The organism is Allopontixanthobacter sediminis (assembly GCF_009828115.1).
GTDB classification, from domain to species: domain Bacteria; phylum Pseudomonadota; class Alphaproteobacteria; order Sphingomonadales; family Sphingomonadaceae; genus Allopontixanthobacter; species Allopontixanthobacter sediminis.
In genome coordinates, this window is the sequence record NZ_WTYL01000002.1 from 124,569 (window position 1) to 151,466 (window position 26,898).

The following is a 26,898-nucleotide window of genomic DNA, read 5'->3' on the forward strand; positions in this document are numbered from 1 at the left end:
GATGCAGCTCGAATTCTTCCCCTCGCGCACCCTGACGGTCTATCTGGCGAAATTGTTTTTCGTACGGATCGTGGCGATGCTGGCGGTGCTGGTCCTCGTTCTGATGATGCTCGACCTGCTGAGCACCAGCGGCGACATTCTCGCGGCGGAGGGTAACGGACAGGCGCAGCTATGGACCTATGTCACTCTGCGTGTGCCGCAGTTGGTTGCGCGGTTCCTGCCCTATTCGGTGCTGCTGGCGACCATCATCTCACTGATCACCCTCAACCAGAACAGTGAAGTCATCGCCATGAAGGCTGCCGGGCTTTCCGCGCACCAGGTTCTGGCGCCGCTACTGCTCACCGCCGGGCTTGTTTCCATCGCCAGCTTCGTTTTCAACGAGCGGGTGGTGACCCACGCGACCGCCACGCTCAGCGCATGGGAAGCGAGCGATTACGGCCCGATCCCGCAGGATACGGGGCTCAGGACGAACGTTTACCTGGCGGCGGGGGACGATATCCTCGCTGCGAACACCGTCAGCGGTAGCGGCGCGAACATGACCATGCGCGGCGTGACCTTCTATCAGCGTGACGAACGGGGTATGTTGCAGGAACAGGTCCGCGCCGAGCGGGCGACCTACGCCGCCCCCGGTTGGTCCATGACCGACGCGATCCGCTTCAATGTCCAGACCGCCGAGACAACCATGGCGGCATCCGCCACGGTTGCGCCGGAAGTTAGCCCGGAACAAATCGAACTGAGTGCGGTCAATCCCGATGCCCAAAGCTTCTGGCATTTGTCCGATTCCATCGATGATTTCGAGGCAGCGGGTCGGCGCACGACAGAACTGCGGGCCAAGTGGTGGCACAAGATATCGGGGCCGCTATCGGCATTCCTGATGCCCTTGCTGGGCGCGGTCGCTGCGTTCGGCCTCGCCCGATCAGGCCAGCTGTTCGTCCGCGCCCTGATCGGGATGGGGCTCGGCTTTACCTATTTCGTGGTCGACAACGCGGCCCTGGCGATGGGCAGTTTCGGCGGGTATCCGCCATTCCTGGCGGCGTGGGCCCCGTTCTTCCTGTTCCTGCTTATCGGCGAGACGGTGCTCATCCGGACGGAGGAATAGCGGTCCCTTAGCGCACTTTCATGGTGCTACGCGCCAAGCGCCCGACCAGCGGCGCAAGCCCGCGGTGGTTCGATCCGTCGTAAGTTGACCCGGTACCAAGATGCTCCGACAGGCGGCGATGCGCCTCGGGCAAGGCGTGATACGGCATGCTCGGCAGCAAATGGTGCAGAGCGTGATAGCGCAGGCCCACCGGTGCCCAGATTTCCGCCAGCAGCCCCGGCGGGGGCACGTTGACCGAATCCAGATACTGCGCCGTCACGGTCATCGGCTCGCCGTCATTTTCCCATAGATGCGCCACCAAAGTGCGTGTCTGGTTCAGGACGGCGGTGAGCGAGAACACTGCGAGCGCGATGAGCAGCGGTCGCCATCCTAGGAACAGGGTGCTTGCCAGTAGCGCTATAGCCCACAGCGTCGCGCCCGTTTCTTGCCAGAAAAACCGGCGACGAAATTCCTCTGCTGCGGGTCGGCGGCGAAAGTCGGGATTGATCGAAAGCGCGGAAAACCGTTCCCACACCAGCTTGCGCAGCGGCGGGACAATCAGTCCCAGCGGTGTCAGGATGGCGTAACGGACCAGCAATGCCGGCGGTGCCAGTAGTGAAATCAGGATGAACACGGGCAGCGACCACGGTTTCATCAGCGCCAGCGGCAGATATTCGGGATCATCAACCGTGCCGTAACGCGTACGCGCATGGTGGATGGTGTGGACCCCTTCATACATCAGAGAAGGAGTCAGCATCGGAATGCCGATCAGCACGTTCCAGGCGGTGCGGAACCCCGGCAGCGCGTTACGGTGGATATGGGACAATTCGTGAATGAACAGGAGTGCGCGGTACAGCGCCAGCGCGGCCACGACGCCCAGCATGATCGCCACCAGCGTGCTGCCGGTCAAAATCGCCCCGGCCAGCGCCGCGTAGCCGATGGCGGTGGATGCCAGCATATCGGCCCAATAAATGCGCGGATTGGCCTCCGCGATGTCCTTGGTCAGGTCACGTGCGCCGCGCAACATCGCCATATCGTCGGCAATCGGGACGCGGACCGGTTCCGGAGCCACCAAAGGCTGCGATCCAGCCATTCCTGTCAAATTCTGCGCGTTCATGAAGAAATCCAGATTTCCAAAATCGCCTGCACCGAAATCGCCTCATCGGCTGCTCGGACCGTGACCCCAAATCGCCTGCAGTGCAAACTTTTGATCAACCGTTGCGGTAGCTTCCGGAGATCGTGATTGCTGGCTGGCTTGACAAGGCCCCGTTCGCACAAGAGACGAAAACCACACCTGAACAGGAATGCCTGCGTGACCGAAAAACCGATTATCATTACCCCTGTATCCGGAAAGAAGGGGCGGGCCGCGTTTGTCGATCTGGGCCGGAAATTCTCTGCCCGGGTTCCGCATTTCGTCCCGCAATTGCGCGGCGAGCAGCTTGAACTGGTCGATCCGGACAAAAATCCGTTCTTCAAGCATGCGCGGGTGCAATTCTTCATCGCGGATCGCGGCGGCATTCCGGTGGGCCGGATATCGGCCCATATCGACGAGCTTGCACTGGAAATACCGCCGGACCAAGGCATGGGCCCCGGCACCGGCATGTTCGGCTATTACGACGCCGAGGACGAGGCAGTCGGCGATGCCTTGCTGGCGGCGGCGGAAAACTGGCTGCGGCAGCAAGGCATGACCCATGTTCTCGGCCCCATTTCACTGTCGATCTGGGAAGAACCGGGTCTGCTGGTGCGCGGCCATGACCACGCGCCGATGCTGATGATGGGCCACCACCCCGCCCATTACCAAGGCTGGATCGAAAACGCCGGATACATTCCGGCGAAGTCCCTGTTCACTTACGATCTGCCGATTACCGGCAGTTTCCCCCCGTTGGTCGAACGGATCGTGAAGTCGGGTGAACGCAACGAACGCATCCGTATCCGCGAAGTCGACAAGTCGAAATTCGAAGACGAAGTGCGGATCATCCTTCACATCCTCAACGATGCCTGGTCCGGAAATTGGGGCTTCGTACCCTTCACTAATACCGAAATTTCCTACGCGGCGAAAAAAATGCTGCCGCTGATCCACCCGGAACTGGTGCGCATCGCGGAACTGGACGGCAAGCCCGTGGCGTTCATGATTACCTTCCCCGATGTGAATGAGGCTTTGGTCAAGACCGGAGGCAAACTGTTCCCGTTTGGCTGGTTCACTCTGCTACGCTGGATTCGCAAGCCCCGCGGCAAGCACATGCGGGTGCCTCTGATGGGTGTGCTGAAAGAGCATCACAATTCCCGCCTCGCGAGCCAGTTGGCCTTCATGATGATCGAACTGATCCGCCAGCAGGCAGTGGATAAGTTCGGCGCTTCGCGGGCGGAAATCGGATGGATACTGGACGATAATCAGGGCATGGTCGCTATCGCCGACATGATCGGCGGAACAATCAACCGCGAGTATCTGATCTACCGCAAATCACTGTGAATCGTTGCAAATTTCCGCTTCCCGGCGCATAATATCAAACCGGTCGGGACGGGAACCACGATCGCCGGTGCAACGTTGGTTAGCGAAGTCCTGCCGGGTAGTGGCCAGGTGCCGGCCAATCTGCCGATCGAATGCAAATCTGCCGATGGAGGCTGGGGACTGTGGTAAAATTCGTTCAGACTGCTGCAAAAAAACCCGGCAAGCGGCGCATCCCCGCTGGATTTGGTTTGATCCTGGTGGTCGAAGACGACGGAATCCTCGCGATGTCGATCGAGCAGGCCTTGCTGGATGGCGGTGCGGGTGAGGTCGTCTTGTGCAATTCTACCGAAGCGGCGCTCGCATTCCTGCGCGAACGGAAGCCCGATGCGATAATCCTCGACGTCCATCTGGCGGATCGGGATGACGGCTGGGCGATTGCGGAATTGCTCGATGACGTCGGTCCGAACCGGCCGCGGATCGTGTTTTCGACCGGCGCCCCGCAGGACATTCCGGAAAAGATCGCAGACCTTGGGCCGGTACTGGTCAAGCCATACGAACCCGCTGAACTGATCGAGGCCATCCGCGGCCCCCAGCGTCGCGGCCTGTTTTCACTGTTGCGGCGCACCGGCAAATAACCACTCGAACCCCAGTTACGTGAACGAGAATAGCCCGAAAAAAAGGGCCTCCGAACTCGCTTGGAGTGGAGGCCCTTGGGGGGATCGTGTCACAGGCCGTATGGACGGGAGGGGGGGTCGCGGCCGGTGACATAGGCTAAATGCCCGGGCCTGAACGGGGTTCCCGCAAATCTTAAAAATCGAAAAAAATATCTGACATGGGGCGCTTGTGGCTCTATGGGATCGAAGGCCAAGGCCGCCGGAATGCTCGGTTCGGACAGTTGGAACCGAACCGCAACCAATGCGTTTCAGGACGGAATTTAAGGCGGAAGGGTTTATATGTCATTGGGCGAACAGATCGCAAAGAATCTCCCCTATCTACGGCGCTATGCACGCGCTCTTACCGGGTCGCAAAAGACCGGCGACACATTCGTACAGGCCACTTTGGAAGCCGCGTTGGCTGACGAAGGCCTCAAGGCAACGCTGAGCGGCGGCCGTGTGCCGCTGTACCGGGCCTTCAACAAGGTCTGGTCCAGCGCCTACCTCGAAGTCGCGGGCGGTCCGCCCACGGGCAGCGATCACGAGCTTGCGGCAAATGTGCGCCTCAAGGCGATAACGCCGCTTAACCGCCAGGCTTTGCTGCTTACTACGCTCGAAGATTTTTCGATCGATGAGACAGCCGAAGTGATGGATATGGACGCGGCGGACGTTTCCACCCTGGTCAAGGAAGCCGTCGAGGAGATCGACCGCGAATCCACCACCAGCGTGCTGATTATCGAAGACGAACCTTTGATCTCCATGCAGCTCGAGGATCTGGTTACGTCGCTCGGCCATGAAATCTGCGGGACTGCGGCAACGCGGACGCAGGCCCAGGCAGTCGTCGCCGAACGGACGCCCGGACTGGTGCTGGCCGATATCCAGCTGGCCGACGGTTCTTCGGGCCTCGATGCGGTTGACGACATCCTCGCGATCGACAGCGTTCCAGTGATTTTCATTACGGCCTATCCCGAGCGCCTATTGACGGGTGACCGGCCCGAACCGACTTACCTGGTGACCAAGCCGTTCCAGGAATCGACGGTCCGCGCTGCTATCTCGCAGGCTCTGTTCTTCGGATCGAGTAGGCCGCTGGACTAATTGATGTGACGATCCTGGGCGGGGCGATATGTCGGCCCGCTCAGGAAATTCGCCGGCGCTAACGGCCAGCCCGAATAGCGAAATCGCTGGGTACGCGGATCGGAACGGTAATCACGCAGCGAACACCCTCCGGGGCGAAATCTAGTTCGACCGGATTACCGAGCTCATGCGCTACAATCTTCTCGATCAGGTCGGTACCGAACCCGCGCTTGCGATCAGCCGGCACGGGCGGACCGCCGGTTTCCTGCCAGACAATCCGGACCACTCCGTTCTCTCTGGTCCAGTTGACCGAAACCTTCCCTCCCGGGTGCCCCAATGCGCCGTATTTTGCGGCATTGGTCGCGAGTTCGTGGATAGCCAACCCCAGCGACAGGGCATCACCCGGGGCGAGCTCCACCGGCGGCCCGCTTACCGAAAGCACGTCACCGCTGCTCTTATACGGTGCCAGTTCGGTAGCCACCACATCCGCGATCGGAGTCGTCCCCCACTCCGACTGCGTCAGCAGATCGTGGGTTGCCGAAAGTGCCCGGATTCGGCCATCTATCCCGTCGACGAATTCATCGAGATTGCTCGCGCGGCGCCGGGTCAACGCGATGATCGACAGCACATTGGCCAGCGTGTTCTTGACCCGGTGATTCAGTTCGCGGGTGAGCGAGTTGCGGATGGAGTTCTGTTCCCGCAGCCATTCAAGCGATGCCCGGTCTTCCAGCGCCTGCTGGCTGAGCAGGCGGGCAACCACCATGAGCAGGCTCGCCACCATCAGGCCGAAGATAAGCGTCGCCATCGAAAGCTGGGAAAGGGTCCCACTGAGCGCCGATTCCAGCTCCAGGTACATCGTCCGGTTCGCAATGGAGAGCGGCCTGGAAATCACGTTCCCGGTTGCAACGTCTGGCGGGACCTCGGCGAGAAGATTTTCAGGCGCGACTGCACCATCATACAGGCGGACCCCGCTTTGCCCGAGACTTTCGTCCTGAATGACCGAGTCCAGAAACTGCTGCGCATCGAAGGGACTGTATACAAAACCCCTGAGCGGCCGCTGGATGGCCGTGCTTTCGAACTCATTACTTTCGAACACCGGCATATAGATCAGGAACCCTTTGACCCGTCCATCCTCCGCCGGGCGTAAGAGGTCGATCGCCGCGCTGGCAGTCGGCCGCACCGTGCGTTCGGCTTCCTGCATCGCCGCGCGCCGCGCGGGTTCGGAATACATGTCGAAACCAAGCGCTGAGCGATTGCGCACCGTCCGTGGTTCCAGGAATGTGACCGGGGTTATCCATTTCCGGTTACCTTCATACGCCGGATATATGCGTCTGCCGCTGGGAAATGCGTCGTCCAGTTGCGCAAGATACTGATCTTCCCCGCCGGGCCGAACAGCTTTTGCCCAGCCGACACCGCTTGCCCCGCGGTATTCGGTATCCAGCCGCAATTCACTGACGAAGCGCCGGAAAATGCGTTCATCGACACGGTCCACGGTACTGAACAGGGCCGCGCCTGCGCGCAGATACGCAGCGTTGGAACTGCCGCGTCGTTCAAGAGCCGAACCTACCGTCTGGGAGATGGCCTGGAGCCGCGCCCGTTCGCGCTGCTTTTCGCCGCGTTCGATCGCGAAAACGCTGAGTGCAGTGATTGCCGCGATCAACAGGAAAATGAAAAGCGGTACGGCCCGCGGATATTCCACGAGCCACCTTCGCGCCGATTTCCGGTGATGCTCCGCCTTGGTCACAGATGAAGATCGTTCACGGAAAAACCCCTCGGTACGCTCACCCGTGCATAGACGGAATCGTCACTCCGTTTAAGCACGCGTCAAGCAGGGAACCAAACAGTCGCGTCTTCGTTCCCCGTATCACACACACATTAATTCAGCGCGGACTGTAAAATTCGGTTATGCCCTCGTCGGGGCTCACAACGGGGATGATTCATACTTCCTATGAAATCTGACAAACAGAAGCGCGCGACAGACAGTTCGGAGAACGCAAAAGTGAATCTACAGCAGGCCGGCGCGCCCTCGGGGCACGGCGCCGAGCATAACCCGGAGTGGGCCAACGGACTACGTCGTTTATACGATTCAGTCGTTGAAGAGCCCCTACCCGACAGCTTCAAAGAGCTTCTCTCGCGGCTGGACGACAAGTCCTGATGAGCGACAGCAAACGCACGCCGTCTGAGAAGGCCGATTTCAAGCGAGAATTGACGGAAGTCATTCCGCATCTCCGCGCTTTCGCGCGCGGCTTGTGCGGCCGCCCGGACATGGCCGACGACCTTGTCCAGGAAGCCATGATGAAGGCGTGGGCGGCCCAGGAGCGGTTCGAACCCGGCACCTCCATGCGGGCTTGGACTTTTGTGATCCTGCGCAACGCGTATCTGACCGATATGCGGCGCAACCGCTTTCGCGGCGAATATGACGAAAACGTCGCCGAGCGTATTCTGACGGCACCAGCCGATCAGGAAGAGCCGCTTCACCTGTCCGATATGCACCGTGCTTTGCTGACGTTGCCGCCAGAACGCCGCGAGGCCCTGCTGTTGGTCGGCGCCGGTGGTTTCTCTTACGAAGAAGCCGCCAGCATCTGTGGTTGCGCAGTCGGCACCATCAAGAGCCGGGTCGGCCGCGCCCGGGCTACTTTGAATTCGATGATGGAAGACGGTGATATTCCCCGCCGCTCCACCGACGATGCCTCGGCGCACCGCGCCATTCTCCAGGAACTTGACATGGTAGCTGCCGGCAACGGGCTCGCTTCCAAGACGCGCTAAGACGGACTATACAAAGCCGGGCAGAGCTAATCTGACCCGGTTATCCTAGGGCCGGGTCGTTCGCGCAATGGCCCGGTGGGGACCCTTAAGGATACGCAATGGGCGCAACAGTTTCTTCGTCTGATCCGCCTGCCGGTCCAGCCGCTCCAAATTTCGTCGACGCTTCTGCCGGTGATGCCCGCCCCGGTTTTGCGGCCGGTGCTGCCGAACCCCGCGACCCGGCGAGCCGGCGCAAGGCCTTTGCGGAGCAGGAGCTTCGCCTGATTTCCGCGTTGGTGGTGATCCTGGGCGCGGGGCTGTTCCTGGCGCTCCCGTTCGTCCTCTCGATCGGATCGGTCGTATTCCTGCCGGTGGTCACGGCGATCGTGCTGATGATCATCCTCTCACCGCTGGCGGACAAGCTCGCCAGATGGGGCCTGCCCAACGTGTTTGCTTCGCTGGTCGCCCTGCTCAGCTTCTTCGCCATCATGCTGCTAGCGCTGGCGCTGATCCTGCAGCCGGCGGTGGATCTGTACGACCGCGTTCCCGCAATGGCCAACCAAGCGGCGGAGCGGTTCGGGGAATTGCGCGACCAGTTTGCATGGATCGCCATCGCCAACGAAGAACTGGCCCAACTGACAGGGCAGTCAAGCGGACGTGAAGTCGTCCTCGCCAGCCCGTCCGTGATCGAACAGTTGGCCTTTGCAACGCCAAGCGTCGTGCTGGAAACGCTGCTGACCCTGCTGATGACTTTCTTCATGATCGAAGCGCGGGTGCGGATGCGGAAGCACTTGCTGTTCGATCGGACTTCCTTCGGCACCAGTATCAAGGCCGCGCGGGCAATCCGCGAAATGCAGGACCGCGTTGCCGCCTATATCTTCACCGTTGCTTGGATCAACGGCATCGTCGGCGTGATCGTGGCAGGGGGCGCATGGGCGATGGGAGTTGAAGCGCCGGTAATGTGGGGCGGGCTTGCAGCGCTGCTCAATTTCATTCCCTATATCGGACCACTGGTGATGACCGCGTTGCTGGCGCTATTCGGAATCGGCACGGCGGAAACGGCGCTGCTCGGGGTGGTTCCGGCCTTGGCTTATCTCGGCCTGCATGCAGTCGAAGCAAATATCGTCACGCCCTCAATTCTGGGTGCCCGGTTCACCATGAACCCGGTGATGATCCTGATCGCGCTGAGCTATTTCTCGTGGGTATGGGGGGTGTTCGGGGCGTTGTTATCAGTCCCCATCCTGCTGATGCTAACCGCGTTCTTCGACAATGTCGGCAGGCCGAACCTGATCGGCTTCATCTTTGGTGAACCCCTGTTCGCGACCAACCTGCTGGACCTGGCGGAGGAAAGTCCCCCGGTTAGATCCTGACTTTGACAGAAACGAAACAGCCCGCCCCGGGTGATCCGGAGCGGGCTGCTTTCATCGACCGTATCAGGCAGTTCAGTCGGGATATTTCCAGGTCGTGCCGCGTGCCAGATTTTCCGACGCGAAGGCCCAGTTCAGCTTCTGGTTGATAACCGCGTCGAGATACGCCGGGCGCTTGTTCTGGTGGTCGAGATAGTAGGCGTGTTCCCACAGATCGATTACCAGCAGCGGGTTGAAGCCGCTGTCGGCAAGCGTATCGCCGTCGTGCGTGTCCTCGACCGATAGCTTGCCGTCCTTCTCGGCCAGCCAGACCCAGCCGCTGGCGAAGTGGCCTGCGCCGCGGTCTGCGAGCTTGGACTTGAGGTCATCGACCGAACCGAATGCGGTGTCGATCATGGAGGACAGCTCCTCCGATGCGCTGGTCGTTTCGGGGGCCAGCGAGTGCCAGTAGAAGCCGTGGTTGTAGCTCTGCGCGGCGTTGTTGAAGAGGCCCTGGTTGGAACCCCGTGCAGCGGCGATCACGTCTTCCAACGAGGCGTCCGCGTGCTCGGTGCCTTCGATAGCGGTGTTAGTCTTGTCGATATAGGCCTGGTGGTGCTTGCCGTGGTGGTACGACAGCGTCTCGGCAGAAATGGCCGGATCCAATGCGGTATCGGGATAAGGCAAGGGGGTGAGCTTGAAAGACATGGTTTCTCCAATCAGTCAGTGTGAATCTGTTTCGGGGCTTAGCCCTTCAACGCACGGCCCGTCAAAGAGTTGCCGGTTTGCCGTTTAATCCTGGGTAGAACGGTCAACCGCCGCTGTCACGGCGACATTCATGGTAACATTGGCGAGGGTGCGCATGATGTCGGGCAACATCTCGACCGCGACCAGCAAGGCGAGCGGTTCTACCGGAACCCCCATAGCGATCGCAATCGGACCGATCGAAACCACGAAGCTGATCGATCCGGGCAGGCTTACCGAGCCGATACTGATAATGAAGGCTACCGCCACCCCTGCGATCATCAGCATGGGGGTAAGTTCCACACCCGCCAGCGCTGCGACATAGATCACCACGGCAAGGTTCATGGCCGGGCTGGTTGCGCGGAAGATCGCGACTGCCAGCGGCAGCACGAAATCGGCGGTCCGTTCGCGAATGCCGAGCGTCCCCGCACTCGCCAACATCGCCGGCAGGCTGGCCAGCGAGCTTTGCGTTGAAATAGCCACCGCTTGCGCCGGGATCATCGCTCGCGCAAACCGTAGCGGTCCGATCCGCCCGACCGCGAAAGCCAGCAGATAGGCGCCAACCAGGACACAGGCGCCCATCGCGCTTACCGAGAGGATGTAGTGTGCCAGCGTAGCGAAAGCGCCGCCGCCGCTGCGCGCGGCAACGCCGATCGCGAGAGCGAACACTCCGACTGGTGCGGCCCACAGGACCCAGCCGATGATCGTCAGCATCGTATTGGCGAGCGCGCGGAAGAACCGAAGCAGGGTCTGCCGCTGCTCTTCCGGCAATTGCCCCATGGCGAGCGCAAACATCGCAAAAAAGATCGTCAGCGGCAGCATCGCGGTTTCCGCCGCCGCGGCCACGACGTTGGGCGCGATCAGCGAGGTGATGAAATCGCCAATGGCCGGCACCTGCTGCGCCTCGCCTGTATTCGCCGCCAGCATCCCCGACGCCGCTTCCGGGATCGGGAAAATGGTGAGCAACGCGGGCATTGCCAGTACGGTAACTGTCCCGCTCAGCACCAGAACAGCGAACACCAGCCCCAGCATTAGCCTCGCCGCCTTGCCTGCGCGCGCTGCCTGCGCCATTTGCGTGATGCCCAGAATCAGGAGCGCAGCTACGAGTGGGATAATCGTCATCTGCAGCGCACGCAGCCATAGCGATCCGGTCGGTTGCGCAATCGCCAGTACCGTATCCGCCTGAGAACTGTCGGCAATCGCAAGTCCCGCAAGCAAACCCGCGATCAATCCACCGAAGGTCCACCACACCGGCAGGCGGATGGCGATGAGTGCACCCTGCGGGGCCGTTTCAGGAGTGTTTATATCTGGCAACTACTAGGCCCCCTTCCCTTTGCGCCCTGAACGCGCCAGTAACCCGTGGCAAGGGCCGACAGTGCCCGTGTATGACTTTGAGGCGAGATTTCTATGGTACGCAAGTTTTTCGGCACCGACGGCATCAGGGGCCGCACCAATCAGGGCGTGATGACCGCGGCGACCGCGATGCGCGTCGGCCAGGCGGCCGGCCGTCACTTCCTGCGCGGCGATCACCGCCACCGCGTAGTGATCGGCAAGGACACCCGCCTGTCCGGCTATATGATGGAAAGCGCGCTGGTCGCCGGTTTTACCAGCGTCGGCATGGACGTGATCATGACCGGCCCCCTGCCCACCCCGGCGATTGCGCTGCTGACCCGCGAGATGCGAGCCGATCTTGGGGTAATGATCTCCGCCAGCCACAACCTGTTCGAGGATAACGGGATCAAGCTGTTCGGGCCTGATGGCTTCAAGCTGTCGGACGAGGACGAGCTGGCCATCGAGACCCTGATCCAGTCAGACCAGCCTCTAGCGGCCTCCGCCGATATTGGCCGCGCTCGCCGGATAGATGACGCCCGGGGCCGCTATATCCACGCAGTCAAACAGTCGGTTCCCCAGCAGGTCCGGTTCGACGGGCTGAAAATCGTAGTCGATTGCGCGCACGGGGCGGCCTACGAAGTCGCGCCGTCGGCGATATGGGAGTTGGGCGCAAAAATCATCACCCTCGGCGTCAATCCCAACGGGAAGAACATCAACGACGGGGTCGGCTCGACTTCGCTAGATGCCTTGAAGGCCGCGGTCATCGGCGAGGGCGCGGATATTGGCATCGCGCTGGACGGCGATGCCGACCGGCTGATCGTGGTTGACGAGACCGGGCGCACGGTCGACGGCGACCAGATCATGGCATTGATCGCCACCGGCCTTGCCGCACGCGGCGCTCTGCAAGGCGGCGGGATCGTGGCCACAGTCATGTCCAATCTCGGGCTGGAGCGCTATCTGGCGGGCTTGGGGCTGACGCTGGAGCGCGCCAAGGTAGGTGACCGCCATGTGCTCGAGAAAATGCGCGCTGGAGGTTTCAATGTTGGCGGCGAGCAATCAGGCCATATGATCATGCTCGACAATGCCACGACCGGGGACGGCACGATTGCTGCGTTGCAGGTAGTCTCTGCACTGGTCCAGTCGGGCAAGAAGGCGAGCGAGCTGCTTCACTTGTTCGATCCGGTCCCACAATTGCTCAAGAACGTGCGCTATGCCGGCGGCGCTCCACTCGAGAATGAAAACGTGCAATCGGTCATCGCCGAAGCGGAAGCGGAACTTGCTGGCAAGGGCCGGCTGGTAATTCGTCCGTCCGGCACCGAACCGGTCATCCGGGTGATGGCGGAAGGTGATGACGAGGCGCAAGTCCGTGCCATCGTGGAGCGGATCTGCGCCGCCGTGCAGGACGCCGCCTGATGCTGGAAATGCGCCCCGATTGCGAGCGCTGCGGGGCGGACCTTCCTGCTGCGGCTCCCGGTGCATTCATCTGCAGTTTCGAATGTACCTTTTGCGCCGGATGTGCGGAAGAACTGGATGACCGCTGTCCCAATTGCGGCGGCGAGTTGATGGACCGGCCATCGCGAAGCGCGGCCCTGCAGGAAAAGTTTCCCGCAAGTTCGGAACGCAAATTCAACGGTCCGTCCCGATGAACAAGGCCCCGCCCCGCATCCTCAGCATTGCCGGATCGGACAGTTCCGGCGGTGCGGGCATCCAGGCCGATATCAAGACGATCACGATGCTTAGCGGCTTTGCGATGACTGCGATTACCGCAGTGACGGCCCAGAACACCGTCGGCGTGCAAGGGATCACCCCGATCGCGGGCGAGTTCGTGCAGGAACAGATCGCTTCGTGCATCGACGATATCGGCGCTGACGCGATCAAGATCGGCATGCTCGGGAACGAGGACATAGTCCACCATGTTGCCGCGGCGCTGGTTGCGGCGCCCGAGATCAACGCCCGTTCCGCCGCCGGGCACATCGCGAAGAACGCTCCTCCGGGAACCGGTCGCTTTCCGATCGTGCTCGACCCGGTGATGGTGGCGACCTCAGGTGCGCGATTGATCGACGAGGCTGCGATTTCGGCGATGCGCGCACGGTTGTTCCCGCTCGCCACGCTGTTGACGCCGAACCTACCCGAACTGGAATTGCTCGCCGACCGCGAACTCCGCACACTCGAACTGATGCAGGATGCTGCCGGCGAACTGGCGAAGCAGGCGGGCTGCGACGTGCTGGCGAAGGGCGGCCATACCGATGACGAGCGCGTGATCGACGTGTTGGTCAGCCCCTCCGGCGATGCGTCGGTATTCCAGCACCCGCGGCTGTCGACCCCGCACACCCACGGCAGCGGCTGCACCCTGTCCTCCGCAATCGCAACACTGATCGGCCACGGCCTACCGCTCGAAGACGCTGTCCGGATCGCCCGCAAGTTCGTTTACAGCGCGATGGAGCACGCCCCCGGTTTCGGGCGCGGCAACGGACCGATGGGACATCAGGCAGTCCGCAACAGCGCTTAGCACTCGAGGTCGTAGAACTCCGCAATATGGCACCAGGCGTCTTCGGCCGTTTCGCACCAGCGGAACAAGTCCAGATCGGCGGGGTTAATCGTGCCTTCTTCGGCCAGCGCCTCGAAATTGACCACCCGGGTCCAGAATTCCTTGCCGAACAGCAGCACCGGGATCGGTTTCATCTTGCCGGTCTGGATCAGCGTGAGCAGTTCGAGAAATTCGTCGAGCGTCCCGAACCCGCCCGGAAACACCGCGACCGCCCGAGCCCGCAGCAGGAAGTGCATCTTGCGCAGCGCGAAATAATGGAACTGGAAAGACAGGTACGGCGTGACGTAGGAATTGGGCGCCTGTTCGTGTGGCAGGGCGATGTTCAGCCCGATGGATTCTGCGCCGGCATCGGATGCCCCGTGATTGGCTGCTTCCATGATCGAGGGTCCGCCGCCCGAACAGATCACGAACTGGCGCTTGCCGTCCTCGACGATTGCCTTTTCACTGACCAGCCGGCCAAGATTATAGGCTTCCTGATAATATTTAGATTTTTCTGCCAGTTTTTCAGCCACGGCTTTCCGGTCTGCAGGCGCGTTGGCGACCAACAGTTCCGCCTGCGCCGGCGAAGGTATCCGCGCCGAACCATACATCACCAGTGTTGAGCCGACGCCGGCTTCTTCCAGCAGCATTTCGGGCTTCAGCAACTCCAGCTGGAACCGGACGGGCCGCAATTCTTCGCGAAGCAGGAAATCGTCGTCCTGAAACGCCAACCGATAGGCCGGATGCCGCGTCTGCGGTGTCTGCTTCGGCATGGACACAGCGGTTTTGGCCTCGACACTCGCGGGATAAAACCGGCGATTGCTAAGGTCGTGCTCGTTTTCTTCTTCTGTCATGACTGCCGCACTAAGGGCGGTGCGAAGCGCGGGCAAGCCGGGAATTCGCCTGGCAGGAATTGTAGTGGGCGTCTGCGAAGCCGGAAATTATCCTGACGGCTGCGCCTGCGGACTGAAGGCATCAAGAAACGCTTGGTGCTGCGGCAGGCTTCCGGCCTGTTGGCGGATATTCGCAGCCAGGCTGGCAAGCGATCCGCCCAGTCGCTCGGCTCCGATCATTCGGCCCAGCGCATGATGGCTGTCCGGCTGGAGCCCCTGCCCCAGCATCACCTGCACCCAGCTGTCGATGCGGAACAACTCGTCATTGGCCTGGAACGCGGTGGCGCTTTCGCGGAACAAGGCAATCCGGCTGGCGAGGCTATCGGGAATTTCCATGATGCGGCAGCGGTCCCAGAACGGTTCGCCGGCACGCTCGTTCAAGTGGTAATGGAGGATGATGAAATCGCGGATCCCCTCCAGTTCGGTGCGCGACAAATCGTTGTAGCGCGCGGCCAGTGCCTCGTTCACGCCGCTGAAGGGGAACAATTGCAACAGCCGCGTGACCGCGATCATGATGAGATGGATGCTGGTGGATTCGAGCGGTTCGACGAACCCGCTGGAAAGGCCGATGGCTACGCAATTGCGGTTCCACGATGCGCGCCGCGTGCCCGAAACATAGCGGATCAGGCGCGGATCGGTCAGCATCTCGCCTTCAACCCGGCTTTCGAGCAATCTGATCGCATCGTCGTCCGACAAATGTGCGCTGGAATAAACCAGCCCATTGCCGACCCGGTGCTGGAGGGGGATTTGCCACTGCCAGCCTGCCCGGTGCGCGATGGCGCGGGTGTAGGGGCGCGCCGGACCGACCGCCTTGGTCTGCACCGCAAGCGCACGGTCGGTAGACAGCCAGTGGGTCCAGTCTTCGTAGCCGGTTTCGAGCGCACCCTCGATCAGCAGCGCGCGAAAGCCGGTGCAGTCGATGAACAAATCGCCTTCGATAATTTCTCCATTATCCAGCACTAGCGAGGCGATGAAGCCGCTTTCGGGGTTAAGCCGCACGTCGCCGATCTTGCCCTCGATACGGGTGACCCCTAGCGGCTCCGCAAAGCCCCGCAAATATTGGCCATAAGCCGTCGCATCGAGATGATAGGCGTAATTGAGCGACGAGCCTTCGCCGGAGCCGGCCCGGAATTTTCCCGTCAGCGCGGCCTGCGTTTCGAGACTGTAATCCTCCAGCGGCCCCGCGACCCCCATCGCGCGCGCCTCCAGCCACATGTGCTGAAAATCGGCCATCCAGGTCGATCGTCCAACGGTGCCGAAGGAATGGAAGTAGCGTTCTCTGTCCCGCGTCCAGTTTTCGAAGCTGATGCCGAGCTTGAAGCTCGCCTGCGTGGCGCGAACGAACTCGCGTTCGTCGATACCGAGCAATTCGTGGAAGCGGCGCGCGGTGGGGATGGTGGACTCGCCGACGCCGACCGTGCCGATCGCGTCGGATTCGACGAGCACGATCTCCACTAGCGAACCGATGTTCTTGACCAGCGCGGCGGCTACCGTCCAACCCGCGGTTCCCCCGCCCGCGATGACCACTTTCCTGACCGGCCTGCCGCTCACTGCTAAATCCCCTTGTCCATGCCTACCGGTTGAGCCGATTGAGCAGTTGCGCACGCAGCCGCCGTGCAGTCATCTCGTCCACCGGGCCGAGCGGTCCGCGTGCCGCAGGAGGCAAGTGATCGCCGGCTGCCTCGGCCGGCCCGAACACGTAATGTTCGAACATCGCGCGCCACGCCTGCTTCTCGGTCCCGGGCCGGTCCCGAAGGCTGAGCATGGCGTGGAGCAGGGTGTTCTGCGGCGTGTCGATATGCGCCGGGACCGGGTTCCACCAGTAATTGGCCATCACATTGAACGGCGCCAGCGCGTTGACCTGGTGCCACCACAGCGCCGGGTAATAAAGGACGTCGCCCGGCTCCAGATCGGCAATTTGCGCCGCCGCCATGGCCTCGGCAAAGCGCGGATAGCGTTCGAGGTCCGGCTTTCGGAAATCGACCATCGTCACGACCTGGCCGCCCGGGGTCGGATCGAGCGGTCCGGGGTAGAGATTGCCCACCTGCTCCGGCGGGAACAACGTGAAACGCCGCTTGCCAACGAGGCAGCAGGCGAGGTTGTTGGAGATATCGTAATGCGCCGCCGCGGTCGTGCGGTTGCCGATCCAGACACTGGCGAGCGGTGGACGCACGCCGAAATCGGGATGATCGAGCGTAAGGTCGTTATCCGTCCGGAAACCGGGGAGGAACTGGTCGAGATCGGTCGATCCGACATAATAGGCCGGGCCTGCCGCATCGCCGATTCCGTCGAGGACCAGGTCGAGTACCTCACCAAGTTTTGCCCTGCCCGAGGAGAAATTGAGTCCCGACAGATCGTCGGTGTAGTGGAACCGGCCGCCGATTTCGGGTGGTCCGGTAAACAGCGTGACGAAGCTTTCGCTGCCGAATTCCTTGAGGTAGGCGGCCGCCTGCGCTGCCCCCTGAAGGCCGCGTCCGACCATTGGCCATTCGCTCGCCAGGCCCTCGAGGACTACCGGTTGCTGGTCCGCAATGAGTTCCGCGAAGGGAATGGCATCCGGCATGACGCCGGTGATACGCCGGACCGGGGTTCCCCACTCGCTCACGTTTCGGCTGCGTTAGCTGCGTTAGCTGCGACCGCCGCCCCCCGCGCGCCCTTCCGGTCCACCAGGCGCTGAACGTTGGCGAGCGAGGCGGCAATGAAAAACGCCGATTGAAGGAACCCGCCCTGATGAAGCGCCTCGAGTTCGGCGGCGGTCAGCGCGGCCAGACGTTCACGGTCGATAGTGACCGCGTCGGATACGGCATAAACTTCGTCTTCGCCGACCTGCAATTGCAGGTTCACCGGGTCCAGCAGGCCGGCGTTGGAGAAAGCTTCGACCATCGGGTCCAACAGGTGATGACCAACATAGATCGCCCGCAAAACCCCGGTGATATGATGGAGATAGTCGCTGTGGCCGCCATGCGGAAGGAACACCGGGATGCCTTCGCTGCGCGACACGCGCGGGTGGGCCAGATCGATCCGGATCATCGGTTCGACATCGGCCTGCTCCGACGCCGCGATGCTGAACGGTCCGCGCTGCAGCAGTGCCGGCACATAGTTCGAAGTCCACCCGGCTGCGGGATCTAGGAACAGGTTCTCGTCCTTGCCAAGCCCGAGCAGCGCCACCGGTCGCAACTTTCCGTCGGCGTCCGGGCGCAGGACGATCGGGAATTCGCGCTGTGCCAGTTCGAATTCGGTAGGCAGCAGCATTACCTGGTTCACCGCATCGCCGAACTCCGCACCGCCGCGCGTGATGATCCGCACATCGTGGTGATCGACATTGTTCAATAGGGCGCTGGTCATGATTTTTTCGCGTTTTCTGCTGGTCTATGCCTACCACCGGTATCATGCGCGGCAAGCACAATCACAGGGCACAATCACGGGAACGAACAAGGGAGGGTTCCTGCTGCCAGGAACCCTCCCCGATCAGCCTGGTGTTCCAGGCTTGCGACCCGTCGGGTCAGAACCGGTAGCGGGCTCCGACATATACGCGGGGCTTGAGTTCCTGCGCGAAGAACAGCTGGTTCTCGTCGCGGCCATAGGACCGGATCGGTTCACTCAGGATGTTCACTGCTTCGAGCGAGAAGCTCATCTGTTCGTTGAGATCATAGCTGATGCTAGCGTCCAGGGTGCCGAAAGAGTCGAAGAAGACCGGGTTACGGCTGCCCCCGCGGTTGACCGCCGACAGGAATTTGTCGCGCCAGTTGTAAGCTACGCGGGCCGACAGGCCGCCCTGTTCATAGATGCCGGTGATGTTGAAGCTGTCGGACAGGCCGGTCAGCGCAAACACGTCGGTACCCGGATCGGACAGTACGTCGGCATCGACATCGCCGTACACCTTGGTGAACGAACCCGAGACACCGAAGCCGGTTGTTCCCAGGAAGTACTGGCCCTGAAGCTCGAACCCGTGGACGTTGCCACTACGGTTGTTGATCGGGGTGGAGACCTGGAAGTTGAACAGCGGGTCGGTATCGTTGGCGATCACGTCATAAGCCGCTAGCGTGGTGTCCACGAACGCTTGGTTGAGCTGGCCGTTGGGATTGAGGTTCGCCTGGAACTGCGCCGTAGCTGCCGCCACGTTGCCGCCGTTGGCATCGATCAGCGCCGTCATGGTGAACAGGCTCACGTCGCTCAGCACCGCCCCGAGACCGTCGATTGCAGCTAGCGCCGCGCCCGAACGGGTTCCCGGCGCCCCGGTGGTTGGATCCCGCAGGCCGAACAGGTTCTGTTCGACTTGGCCCACGCCTACGAAGTTGGACACGTTCTTCACGAAGAATGCGCCGGACACGAAGCTGGTGGGTGCGAAATACCATTCCAGCGAGATGTCGAAGTTTTCCGAGATCAGCGGCTGGAGGTTCGGGTTGCCCTGGTTGCCGCCGGACACACCGCCAAGAACCGTGGGACGATCAGGCGCGTTGGCCGACTGCGACGCGAACAGGTTGCCGTAATCGGGGCGAGCGAGCGTCTTCGAGTAGGATACACGGGCCACAAGATCATCCATCGGTTCGATCCGGAAATCGATCGATGGCAGCAGTTTGTTGTATTCGCCGCCGCGGGTGATTTCCGCGATGTTGCCGCTGACTACTCGGGTGAAGTCGTTATCCGAATCCCATTCGATCCGCAGGGGCTGGTCGACCCGTGAGAACGAGGTGGTCTTGGTGTTTTCCCAGCGGAGACCCGCTACGATCTGGACTGGACGTTCGGCCAGCTGGCCATCCCAATTGTACTGGGCGTAGGCCGACCAGATCTTCTCGCCGACGCGGTCGAATTCGTTGCCGGTGATGTCGTTGGGGTTACCGAGGTTGGCGTAATATGGCTCGAAAATCTGGAACAGGTCGACAGCATTTCCGCGGAACACGGTATCCGCATTGCCGACGTTGTATTTGTCGAACTTGCACGAGAGGCAGAACTCTTCGACCAGGTCTCCGGCAAGCGCTTGGATATCGCCGACATTGTTGATGCCCCAGTCGCCCAACGTCTGCTGGGTCTGCGTGCGGGCACTGGTCATGCTCGAGTCGATGTAGCGGGCGCCAAGATCGAACCGGCTGCCTTCGGCGAATTCCCAGCTCAGGTCAGCACTCAGTTGGTTGACGCGGTGACGCTGGCGCGAGGCGTTGGTGCGCTGGATCTGCGAACCGAGATCGCCAATGTCGAGTACGCCGTTGTTGTTCCCGCGATCATCGCCGGTGCCAAGGATGCCGTCGGTGCCGGCTCCGCTGTCGTCGAGGTCCCACAACTGTACGGGAACCGCGCCGGAGAAATCGACCGAGTGGCCGTCAACCACCGGCGCGCCCATGCTGAACAGCGTGGAGCTGGCGCCGTTTGCCGAATCCGGATTAGAGTTGGAAACCGAGTGGTTGCCGTCAAGCCGCAGGGTGAAGCCGGGGCCGATTTCCCATTCGGCATTGAGGCCGTATGATTGCAGCTCGGTTTCGGTTGCACGGAATTGCTGCTCGAAGCCGAGATCCTTGGTCCCGTATCCGGTGCCTTCTTCGATGAAGATGGCGGTCGGCACTGCATCGCTGGTGTCAAAAGTGATGCTGTCGAACGGACGGTTGAACCAGTTCGTCTGGTCGGTCCGCTGCTCGCTCTGGCTGTTACGGACGAACATGGCGTCGGCTGTGAAGGTCAGGGTTTCGACCGGGCGGAACTGTGCAGTACCGGCCAGATTGATGCGCTCACGCTCGTATTCGGAGAAGTGGTAACGGCTATCGTTCGGCACCGCTACAAGCGTTTCGGGATCGGATGGTGCGCCGGTGACCACCGTGGACGGTCCGCGGCCGGGGAAGCTGGAAAACGGCGTCACGTTCCAAGCGTTCGAAGTAGCGCTGACCGACTCGCTCTTGCGTTCCTGATAGGCACCAAACAGCGAAACGCCGAAGATGTCGTCCGGGTCGGAGTAGGTAATGACGCCCGAGAATTCGGGATCGACCCGGAAATCCTCGTTGCTGAGATCATACAGCGCCTTCGCACCGACGCTGCCGCGCAGGCCGGTACCAGGCACGTCGAGCGGACGTGCGGTGACGATGTTGATCGCCGCGCCGATACCGCCGGAAGGGATCGCAGCGCGGCCGGTCTTGTAGACTTCGAGGCGCGAAACGCCTTCCGATGCGAGGTTGTTGAAGTCGAACGAGCGGCCGGTTGCGCGGCTGAAGTCGACATCCTGGTCACCGCCGACCGAATTGACGAAGGTCGTGGCGATCTGGCGGCCATTGACGGTCACAAGGTTGAACGAGGGGCCGAAGCCGCGGACGGTAACCTGCGAACCTTCGCCGTTAATGCGGCTGATCGACACACCCGGAATGCGCTGGAGCGATTCCGCGAGGTTGGTGTCCGGGAACTTGCCGATATCTTCGGCCGAAATGGCATCGACGACACCGAAGGCTTCGCGTTTCAGATCCATCGCCTGCTCGAGGCTGGCGCGGACGCCGGTCACCACGATGGCGTCGGGTTCATCTACGGTTGCCGGGTCTTGTGCCATGGCGGCCGGGGCGAAAACCCCAAGCGCCAGGGCAGAAACGCCTGCCGACAAAATCGCCCGTCCGATCGGACGAACCGAACGCGGATTCTGGACGTAACCAATGGCCGTAATATTCATGATCCTACTCCCTCTGCGACGGCATTCGAATGCCGTTCTGATTTTGATGCCCGCTGGTTTTCCCGCGAGTCGTAATCCTCAGATAGCGATGATAGCGCTACCATAAGCAACGAAATATCAGGATGCGCAATTCTGTCAACTCGAAAGATGTCGTAAAACCGTTGGTTGCGGACGAAACGTTCAATGGTAGCGATATCAGGAAAGTCGCCATAGGCTCGCTGTTAATATTGAGGTCAGGCAGTGCCTTCGTCTACCGCCACCGCATTCGGCTTTGACCCCCAAAGCGCGTAATAGATGATGTAGACTTCACACAGGACAGTCAGCCAAAAGCTGTTCTGCAAGCCGTAAGCATCGGCCAGCCACCCCTGCGCGACCACCAGCGCCCCGCCCGCGATGGCGGTGATCAGCAAGCCCGAACCTTCTTCGGTCAGCGGGCCGAGACCCTTGATCCCCATCGCGAAAATCGTCGGGAACATGATCGAATGTCCCAGGCCGACGAGGATCAGGCACCACATGGCAAAAAGACCGTCGAGCGTGGCGGCGCCGATCATCACGACCATTGCGAACAAGGCGAAGCAAGCCAGCGTCTTGTCCGCGGGGAAGCGCCGCAGGATGAAACTTCCGGCAAAGCGTCCGACCATCATCCCGCCCCACATCAGGACCAGGTAATTGGCCGCTTCCGCCGGGGTGATACCGGCGATATCGGGCAGGATCACGAAGTTGATGAACAGGTTTGCCACCCCGATCTCCGCGATAAGGTAGATGAAGATCGCGGGCACCCCGAGGACCAGGTTGCGGTGGCTCCATAGTGAATGCTTGCGCCGCTCCTCACGCGTGACGCGGCTGGTGGCGGCGCCCATCGCCGGCAGATTTGATTTCCAGATTGCCACGGCGATCACGGCCAGCACGACTGCGACCATCACGTAGGGCAACTGGGTCGCCTCGGCGTCGGCAATTCTCTGCGCAGCGGTCAGCTCGGTTCCCTCGAGAGAGGTCCCGCCAGTTGTGCGGCTGAGGATCAGGTAACCGCCGAAATACGGGGCGAAGAATGTTCCCATCGAATTGAACGCTTGCACCAGCGTGAGCCGCGACTCGCTGCTTTCCGCCGGTCCGATCACTGCCACATAGGGATTGGCCGCAACCTGCAGCAGGGTAATCCCGCTGGCAATCACGAACAGCGCCGCCAGGGTGACCCCGTACGAAGGCATCCGCGCGGCGGGCACCATCATCAGCGCGCCGACGGCCATGACCCCCAACCCGATGATGATCGCCTTCTTGTAGCCGGTCCGCTCGATCAGGAACGCGGAGGGCATGCCCATGACCCCGTAGGCGATGAACCACACGCTCTCGATCAGGGTGGTCTCGGTATACGAGAGTTCGAACACACTGCGCAGATGCGGCAGCAGCGTGTTGTTGATCACCGTAATGAAGCCCCACATGAAAAACAGTGTGGCCAGCATCGCCAGGGCCGGGCGGTAATTGAAACCAGGCGAACCACTGACGACCGCGACTGCCGGATTGTTAACGGGTGCTACTGCCATCATCGACCCCCTCATTGCGCGCGTGCCATCACAGCCGCTTGCAGTTATTTGTATTGTCGGAGTATTGAAGCGCGAGGCACGCGTCAACCGGGCTCGACAACAGGGGAATAGGTTTATGAATCTGCCCGCCGCCAAACTGCGCAGCCGCGCCTGGTTCGACAATCCGGACAACGTCGACATGACTGCGCTCTACCTCGAACGTTATCTCAACTTCGGCCTCAGCCTCGATGAGTTGCAGGGCGGCAAGCCGATCATCGGTATCGCGCAGACCGGCAGCGACCTCAGCCCCTGCAACCGACATCACTTGGTATTGGCTGAGCGCATTCGTGAAGGCGTGCGCGAGGCGGGCGGGATCGTGCTGGAATTCCCCGTCCACCCGATCCAGGAAACCGGCAAACGCCCGACTGCGGGGCTGGACCGCAACCTCGCCTACCTGGCGCTGGTGGAACTGCTCTATGGCTATCCGCTAGACGGAGTGGTGCTGACCACCGGCTGTGACAAGACGACGCCTGCCTGTCTGATGGCGGCTGCCACCGTCAATATTCCCGCTATCGCCCTGTCGGTCGGCCCGATGCTTAATGGATGGCACAAGGGCGAGCGGACAGGTTCGGGCACGATCGTGTGGAAAGCGCGCGATTTGCTGGCGCGGGGCGAAATCGACGATGCCGGCTTTATCAAGCTGGTCGCCAGCTCAGCCCCCTCGACCGGCTACTGCAACACCATGGGCACCGCGACCACGATGAACTCGCTGGCCGAAGCGCTAGGCATGATGCTGCCCGGCAGCGCCGCGATCCCCGCCCCCTACCGCGACCGGCAGGAAGCCGCCTATCTCACCGGCAAGCGGGTGGTCGAACTGGTCCGCGATGATGTCAAACCATCGGACATCATGACGCGGGACAGCTTCCTGAATGCCATCGCGGTCAATTCGGCGATCGGCGGGTCCACCAATGCGCCGATTCATCTGGCCGCGCTCGCGCGCCACCTTGGTGTCGATCTCAACCTCGATGATTGGCAGGAGCATGGCCACAAGCTGCCGCTGCTGGTCAACCTCCAGCCGGCGGGCGAATATCTTGGCGAGGATTTCTACCGTGCCGGCGGGGTGCCGGCGGTGGTGGCGCAGCTGATGCAGGCAGGGGTCATCCGCGAACAGGCGCTCACTGTGAACGGGTGCACCATCGGCGAAAATTGCCGCGACACCGAGATCGAGGACGAGCGAGTCATCCGCCCTCTCGGCCAGCCGCTGCTCGATAACGCCGGTTTCATCGTGCTCCGCGGCAATATCTTCGACGCCGCGATCATGAAAACCAGCGTGATCGGCGAAGAATTCCGCCAGAGGTTCTTGTCCGATCCGGACGATCCGGACGCGTTCGAGGGGCTCGTCGCAGTGTTCGACGGGCCAGAGGATTACCATGCGAGGATCGACGATCCCGCGCTCGGGATCACTTCGCGTACGCTGCTGATCATGCGCGGGGCGGGACCGGTGGGTTATCCAGGGGCCGCCGAGGTGGTCAACATGCGGCCGCCCGCTTATCTGCTCACCGAAGGCGTCGCCTCATTGCCGTGCCTTGGTGACGGGCGGCAATCAGGCACGTCCGCCAGCCCGTCGATCCTCAACGCGTCGCCCGAGGCCGCAGTTCAGGGCGGGCTGGCGCTGGTCCGGACGGGAGACCGCATCCGGATCGACCTGAAACGCGGCGAGGTGAACCTGCTGATCGGCGAGAATGAACTAGCCCAGCGCCGAGCCGCACTGGAGGCGGCAGGAGGGTTTCCCTGCCCGCCTTCGCAGACGCCGTGGCAGGAAATCCAGCGCGCGCTGGTTGGCCAGCTCGACAGCGGCGCAATCCTCGAAGGGGCCGAGAAATACCAGCGTATCGCGCAGACTCGCGGACTGCCGCGCGACAACCACTAGCCGCAAGTTCAAGGTCAGTCGTGCGCGCCGTCCATGGCCGCGCTGGTATCGTGGTGCGCGAGTTCGATCAGGACCTGCATGGCCGCGCCGGCTGCCGCTCCGTCACCAGCCGCCACGGCATCGAACACCCGGACATGGTCGGGGATCGGATCCCGCGGCAAGGCCCGGGCGCGCTGCTTGTACTGGGTGGTGAGGTTGACCGCCGAACCGATGCTGGCCGCCAGCGACATCAGCACTTCATTGCTGGCCGCGCGCAATAGCGCTTCATGAAATTCGCGATCCGCCGTGCGCCCGGCCTCGGACGCCAAAGTATGCTGGCGCATCGCGGCCAATGCCGTCTTCATGGCCGCCAGATCGCCCTTGCTGCGCCGTTCGGCGGCCAGCCGTGCGATGCCCGGTTCCACCAATGCGCGCAGTTCGAACAGGTCCTTCACGAACCGCCGGTCGGGTTCTCCGCTGAAAGCCCACGCGAGCACCAGCGGATCGAGGAGGTTCCAGTTACTGCGCGGCATGACCCGGGTGCCGTCCTTTGGCTTGCTCGCAACCAGGCCTTTCGCCGTCAGTACCTGCACGGCTTCGCGGTAGGCGCTGCGCGAGACGTTGAGCGCTTCGGAATTGGCGATCTCGCCGGTCAGCCGCGCGCCGGGTTCAATCTCGCCCGAAACAATTGCGCAGCCCAGATAATGCGCCACCGCACCGCGCAAGCGCCGCCCTGAACCGCGCGGCGTATCGGCCAGCCGCTGCACCATCGCGTCCGATCGGGCGGATGCTCCGGGCTTTTTGGCGTCCATGGGTTCCCCTTCGTGGCAGGCCTATGCTGCCTTGCCCGCAGTCTATTCGGATTTGCACATCAAAAATCAACCCATGCACCGGTTGGAGGAGCCTCGGGTGAAGACCGTTTGACTTCGCGATTTGTCGGAGTAATTCTCCATGCAGTGAAGATGGGAGCGCATCATGGCGAGATTTAGGGTGTTGGCCGCTGCAGTTTCAGCGGCGCTGCTGTCGGGCTGCACGACCGCGCAAATGCCGGAACATCTGGGGCGAACCTTCGTCAACCAAGGCAATCCCCTGGTGCGCGACCGTTTCACCGCCGACCCCGCGCCGCTGGTGGTCGGGGATACGCTCTACCTCTATGTCGGCCATGACGAGGCCCGGGGCGAGGAAATGTTCAACATCACCGAATGGCTCGCCTATTCGACGAAGGACATGGTCAACTGGACCGAGCACGGACCGGTCATGCGTCCGACCGACTTTGCGTGGGTGCAGAAGGACGCATGGGCAAGCCAGGTGCACGAGAAGGACGGGCGCTTCTGGTTTTACACTGCGGTCGAGCACGACCCGGCCACCAGCCACGGCAAGTCAATCGGGGTTGCGGTGGCGGATAATCCGCTGGGGCCGTTCCGCGATGCGCGCGGTTCCGCCCTGGTGCGTAACGAGGACACTGCGGGGCCGCACCATTGGGACGATATCGATCCCACCGTGTGGACCGAGCCGGATGGCACGAGCTACCTGTTCTGGGGCAACGCCGAACTCAAGGTCGCGCCGCTCGCGGACGACATGATCAGCTTCGCCGGACCGATCGAGCGCATCGAACTGCCCGATTTCGAGGAAGGCCCGTGGGTGTTCAAGCGCGGTAATATCTATTATCTCGCCTACGCCTCGATGGACAAGGCGATCAGCCCGGACGAGCGAATTTCCTATGCCACCGCGCCCTCGATCAAGGGTCCCTGGACATGGCGCGGCGAGATTACCGGCGCTGCTGCCAACAGCTTCACCATCCACCCTGGAATAGTCGAATTCCGCGGCGAGTGGTATCTGTTCTACCACGTGGGCACGTTGACAGTGGGCGACCAGACCGGCGCCATCGGCCGCCGCGCTGTCGCAGTTGAGCGGATGCGGTTTGGCAAGGACGGGCTGATTATGCCAGTCGAACAGACCAGCCAGGGTATCCTGCCCGGTGAGTGACG

The 26,898-nt window shown here is 61.8% G+C and carries 23 protein-coding genes; 12 read left to right on the forward strand and 11 right to left on the reverse strand.

What is annotated here, in order from left to right; translation table 11 throughout:
* Position 1: 1 nt before the first annotated feature.
* Positions 2-1,099: an LPS export ABC transporter permease LptG gene (gene lptG / locus GRI65_RS06345; RefSeq protein ID WP_160755720.1), complete on the forward strand. Its 1,098-nt coding sequence runs from the start codon at positions 2-4 to the stop codon at positions 1,097-1,099.
* A 7-nt stretch (positions 1,100-1,106) separates the two neighbouring features.
* Here lptG and GRI65_RS06350 read toward each other — a convergent pair whose 3' ends face one another.
* On the reverse strand, positions 1,107-2,171 hold the full coding sequence (locus GRI65_RS06350; RefSeq protein WP_232844050.1) for a fatty acid desaturase family protein: 1,065 nt from the start codon (positions 2,169-2,171) through the stop codon (positions 1,107-1,109).
* 219 nt (positions 2,172-2,390) lie between these two features.
* Between GRI65_RS06350 and GRI65_RS06355 the strand changes: the two genes are divergently transcribed.
* The 3 genes from GRI65_RS06355 to GRI65_RS06365 all read left to right on the forward strand — a co-directional run bounded on the left by GRI65_RS06355 (position 2,391) and on the right by GRI65_RS06365 (position 5,275).
* Positions 2,391-3,548 (forward strand): N-acetyltransferase, encoded by a 1,158-nt coding sequence (locus GRI65_RS06355; protein ID WP_160755722.1) that lies wholly within the window; start codon positions 2,391-2,393, stop codon positions 3,546-3,548.
* A 161-nt stretch (positions 3,549-3,709) separates the two neighbouring features.
* The gene (locus GRI65_RS06360; protein WP_332872611.1) at positions 3,710-4,162 is read left to right on the forward strand and encodes a response regulator; all 453 of its coding nucleotides are present in this window, start codon (positions 3,710-3,712) and stop codon (positions 4,160-4,162) included.
* Positions 4,163-4,480: 318 nt separating this feature from the next.
* Complete coding sequence (locus GRI65_RS06365) at positions 4,481-5,275, forward strand: response regulator (protein WP_160755724.1); 795 nt, start codon at positions 4,481-4,483, stop codon at positions 5,273-5,275.
* Positions 5,276-5,333: 58 nt separating this feature from the next.
* On the opposite strand, the gene GRI65_RS06370 is transcribed toward GRI65_RS06365, so the two are convergent.
* The gene (locus GRI65_RS06370; protein ID WP_160755725.1) at positions 5,334-6,953 is read right to left on the reverse strand and encodes a CHASE domain-containing protein; all 1,620 of its coding nucleotides are present in this window, start codon (positions 6,951-6,953) and stop codon (positions 5,334-5,336) included.
* 249 nt (positions 6,954-7,202) lie between these two features.
* On the opposite strand from GRI65_RS06370, the gene GRI65_RS06375 reads away from it, so the two are divergent.
* The 3 genes from GRI65_RS06375 to GRI65_RS06385 all read left to right on the forward strand — a co-directional run bounded on the left by GRI65_RS06375 (position 7,203) and on the right by GRI65_RS06385 (position 9,369).
* Positions 7,203-7,409 carry a NepR family anti-sigma factor gene (locus tag GRI65_RS06375; protein WP_160755726.1) on the forward strand — a complete coding sequence of 69 codons (207 nt, stop codon included), beginning with the start codon at positions 7,203-7,205 and terminating at the stop codon, positions 7,407-7,409.
* A complete protein-coding gene (locus GRI65_RS06380; protein ID WP_160755727.1) occupies positions 7,409-8,020 on the forward strand; it encodes a sigma-70 family RNA polymerase sigma factor in 612 nt (203 codons plus the stop codon). The genes GRI65_RS06375 and GRI65_RS06380 overlap by 1 nt, the downstream gene beginning before the upstream one ends.
* A gap of 98 nt (positions 8,021-8,118) precedes the next feature.
* Positions 8,119-9,369: an AI-2E family transporter gene (locus GRI65_RS06385; protein WP_160755728.1), complete on the forward strand. Its 1,251-nt coding sequence runs from the start codon at positions 8,119-8,121 to the stop codon at positions 9,367-9,369.
* Positions 9,370-9,441: 72 nt separating this feature from the next.
* Here the strand turns inward: GRI65_RS06385 and GRI65_RS06390 are convergent, their stop codons facing one another.
* Positions 9,442-10,053 carry a superoxide dismutase gene (locus tag GRI65_RS06390; RefSeq protein ID WP_160755729.1) on the reverse strand — a complete coding sequence of 204 codons (612 nt, stop codon included), beginning with the start codon at positions 10,051-10,053 and terminating at the stop codon, positions 9,442-9,444.
* A gap of 84 nt (positions 10,054-10,137) precedes the next feature.
* On the reverse strand, positions 10,138-11,403 hold the full coding sequence (locus GRI65_RS06395; RefSeq protein ID WP_202391209.1) for a dicarboxylate/amino acid:cation symporter: 1,266 nt from the start codon (positions 11,401-11,403) through the stop codon (positions 10,138-10,140).
* 93 nt (positions 11,404-11,496) lie between these two features.
* Between GRI65_RS06395 and glmM the strand changes: the two genes are divergently transcribed.
* The 3 genes from glmM to thiD are packed head-to-tail and all read left to right on the forward strand — an operon-like array spanning position 11,497 to position 13,930.
* Positions 11,497-12,834: a phosphoglucosamine mutase gene (gene glmM / locus GRI65_RS06400; protein ID WP_160755730.1), complete on the forward strand. Its 1,338-nt coding sequence runs from the start codon at positions 11,497-11,499 to the stop codon at positions 12,832-12,834.
* A complete protein-coding gene (locus GRI65_RS06405; protein WP_160755731.1) occupies positions 12,834-13,067 on the forward strand; it encodes a DUF1272 domain-containing protein in 234 nt (77 codons plus the stop codon). The genes glmM and GRI65_RS06405 overlap by 1 nt, the downstream gene beginning before the upstream one ends.
* The gene (gene thiD, locus GRI65_RS06410; RefSeq protein WP_160755732.1) at positions 13,064-13,930 is read left to right on the forward strand and encodes a bifunctional hydroxymethylpyrimidine kinase/phosphomethylpyrimidine kinase; all 867 of its coding nucleotides are present in this window, start codon (positions 13,064-13,066) and stop codon (positions 13,928-13,930) included. Before GRI65_RS06405 ends, thiD begins: the two co-directional genes overlap by 4 nt.
* Here thiD and GRI65_RS06415 read toward each other — a convergent pair.
* The 6 genes from GRI65_RS06415 to GRI65_RS06440 form a co-directional block, all read right to left on the reverse strand.
* Positions 13,927-14,802, reverse strand: coding sequence for an LOG family protein (locus tag GRI65_RS06415; protein ID WP_160755733.1), 876 nt, complete (start codon positions 14,800-14,802; stop codon positions 13,927-13,929). The genes thiD and GRI65_RS06415 overlap by 4 nt on opposite strands.
* A gap of 87 nt (positions 14,803-14,889) precedes the next feature.
* Positions 14,890-16,392: a tryptophan halogenase family protein gene (locus GRI65_RS06420; protein WP_160755734.1), complete on the reverse strand. Its 1,503-nt coding sequence runs from the start codon at positions 16,390-16,392 to the stop codon at positions 14,890-14,892.
* 22 nt (positions 16,393-16,414) lie between these two features.
* Positions 16,415-17,404: a cupin-like domain-containing protein gene (locus GRI65_RS06425; protein WP_160756501.1), complete on the reverse strand. Its 990-nt coding sequence runs from the start codon at positions 17,402-17,404 to the stop codon at positions 16,415-16,417.
* Positions 17,405-17,442: 38 nt separating this feature from the next.
* Positions 17,443-18,186: a SapC family protein gene (locus tag GRI65_RS06430; RefSeq protein ID WP_160755735.1), complete on the reverse strand. Its 744-nt coding sequence runs from the start codon at positions 18,184-18,186 to the stop codon at positions 17,443-17,445.
* A gap of 157 nt (positions 18,187-18,343) precedes the next feature.
* On the reverse strand, positions 18,344-21,481 hold the full coding sequence (locus GRI65_RS06435) for a TonB-dependent receptor (protein WP_232843985.1): 3,138 nt from the start codon (positions 21,479-21,481) through the stop codon (positions 18,344-18,346).
* A 233-nt stretch (positions 21,482-21,714) separates the two neighbouring features.
* Positions 21,715-23,022, reverse strand: coding sequence for a sugar MFS transporter (locus GRI65_RS06440; protein ID WP_160755736.1), 1,308 nt, complete (start codon positions 23,020-23,022; stop codon positions 21,715-21,717).
* Between the two features lie 115 nt (positions 23,023-23,137).
* Here GRI65_RS06440 and GRI65_RS06445 point away from each other — a divergent pair, with 115 nt between their 5' ends.
* Complete coding sequence (locus GRI65_RS06445) at positions 23,138-24,931, forward strand: IlvD/Edd family dehydratase (RefSeq protein ID WP_160755737.1); 1,794 nt, start codon at positions 23,138-23,140, stop codon at positions 24,929-24,931.
* A 14-nt stretch (positions 24,932-24,945) separates the two neighbouring features.
* Here the strand turns inward: GRI65_RS06445 and GRI65_RS06450 are convergent, their stop codons facing one another.
* Positions 24,946-25,680 carry a FadR/GntR family transcriptional regulator gene (locus tag GRI65_RS06450; RefSeq protein WP_232844054.1) on the reverse strand — a complete coding sequence of 245 codons (735 nt, stop codon included), beginning with the start codon at positions 25,678-25,680 and terminating at the stop codon, positions 24,946-24,948.
* A 205-nt stretch (positions 25,681-25,885) separates the two neighbouring features.
* Here GRI65_RS06450 and GRI65_RS06455 point away from each other — a divergent pair, with 205 nt between their 5' ends.
* The gene (locus tag GRI65_RS06455; protein ID WP_160755739.1) at positions 25,886-26,896 is read left to right on the forward strand and encodes a family 43 glycosylhydrolase; all 1,011 of its coding nucleotides are present in this window, start codon (positions 25,886-25,888) and stop codon (positions 26,894-26,896) included.
* Positions 26,897-26,898 lie beyond the last annotated feature (2 nt).

Excerpts from the sequence above, each read along its gene's own strand:
- lptG (WP_160755720.1), top strand. The coding sequence starts at position 2 with ATGCAGCTCGAATTCTTCCCCTCGCGCACCCTGACGGTCTATCTGGCG.
- GRI65_RS06350 (WP_232844050.1), bottom strand. The coding sequence starts at position 2,171 with ATGGCTGGATCGCAGCCTTTGGTGGCTCCGGAACCGGTCCGCGTCCCG.
- GRI65_RS06365 (WP_160755724.1), top strand. The coding sequence starts at position 4,481 with ATGTCATTGGGCGAACAGATCGCAAAGAATCTCCCCTATCTACGGCGC.
- GRI65_RS06375 (WP_160755726.1), top strand. The coding sequence starts at position 7,203 with ATGAAATCTGACAAACAGAAGCGCGCGACAGACAGTTCGGAGAACGCA.
- GRI65_RS06380 (WP_160755727.1), top strand. The coding sequence starts at position 7,409 with ATGAGCGACAGCAAACGCACGCCGTCTGAGAAGGCCGATTTCAAGCGA.
- GRI65_RS06385 (WP_160755728.1), top strand. The coding sequence starts at position 8,119 with ATGGGCGCAACAGTTTCTTCGTCTGATCCGCCTGCCGGTCCAGCCGCT.
- GRI65_RS06390 (WP_160755729.1), bottom strand. The coding sequence starts at position 10,053 with ATGTCTTTCAAGCTCACCCCCTTGCCTTATCCCGATACCGCATTGGAT.
- glmM (WP_160755730.1), top strand. The coding sequence starts at position 11,497 with ATGGTACGCAAGTTTTTCGGCACCGACGGCATCAGGGGCCGCACCAAT.
- GRI65_RS06405 (WP_160755731.1), top strand. The coding sequence starts at position 12,834 with ATGCTGGAAATGCGCCCCGATTGCGAGCGCTGCGGGGCGGACCTTCCT.
- thiD (WP_160755732.1), top strand. The coding sequence starts at position 13,064 with ATGAACAAGGCCCCGCCCCGCATCCTCAGCATTGCCGGATCGGACAGT.
- GRI65_RS06415 (WP_160755733.1), bottom strand. The coding sequence starts at position 14,802 with ATGACAGAAGAAGAAAACGAGCACGACCTTAGCAATCGCCGGTTTTAT.
- GRI65_RS06425 (WP_160756501.1), bottom strand. The coding sequence starts at position 17,404 with ATGCCGGATGCCATTCCCTTCGCGGAACTCATTGCGGACCAGCAACCG.
- GRI65_RS06430 (WP_160755735.1), bottom strand. The coding sequence starts at position 18,186 with ATGACCAGCGCCCTATTGAACAATGTCGATCACCACGATGTGCGGATC.
- GRI65_RS06435 (WP_232843985.1), bottom strand. The coding sequence starts at position 21,481 with ATGAATATTACGGCCATTGGTTACGTCCAGAATCCGCGTTCGGTTCGT.
- GRI65_RS06440 (WP_160755736.1), bottom strand. The coding sequence starts at position 23,022 with ATGGCAGTAGCACCCGTTAACAATCCGGCAGTCGCGGTCGTCAGTGGT.
- GRI65_RS06445 (WP_160755737.1), top strand. The coding sequence starts at position 23,138 with ATGAATCTGCCCGCCGCCAAACTGCGCAGCCGCGCCTGGTTCGACAAT.
- GRI65_RS06450 (WP_232844054.1), bottom strand. The coding sequence starts at position 25,680 with ATGGTGCAGCGGCTGGCCGATACGCCGCGCGGTTCAGGGCGGCGCTTG.
- GRI65_RS06455 (WP_160755739.1), top strand. The coding sequence starts at position 25,886 with ATGGCGAGATTTAGGGTGTTGGCCGCTGCAGTTTCAGCGGCGCTGCTG.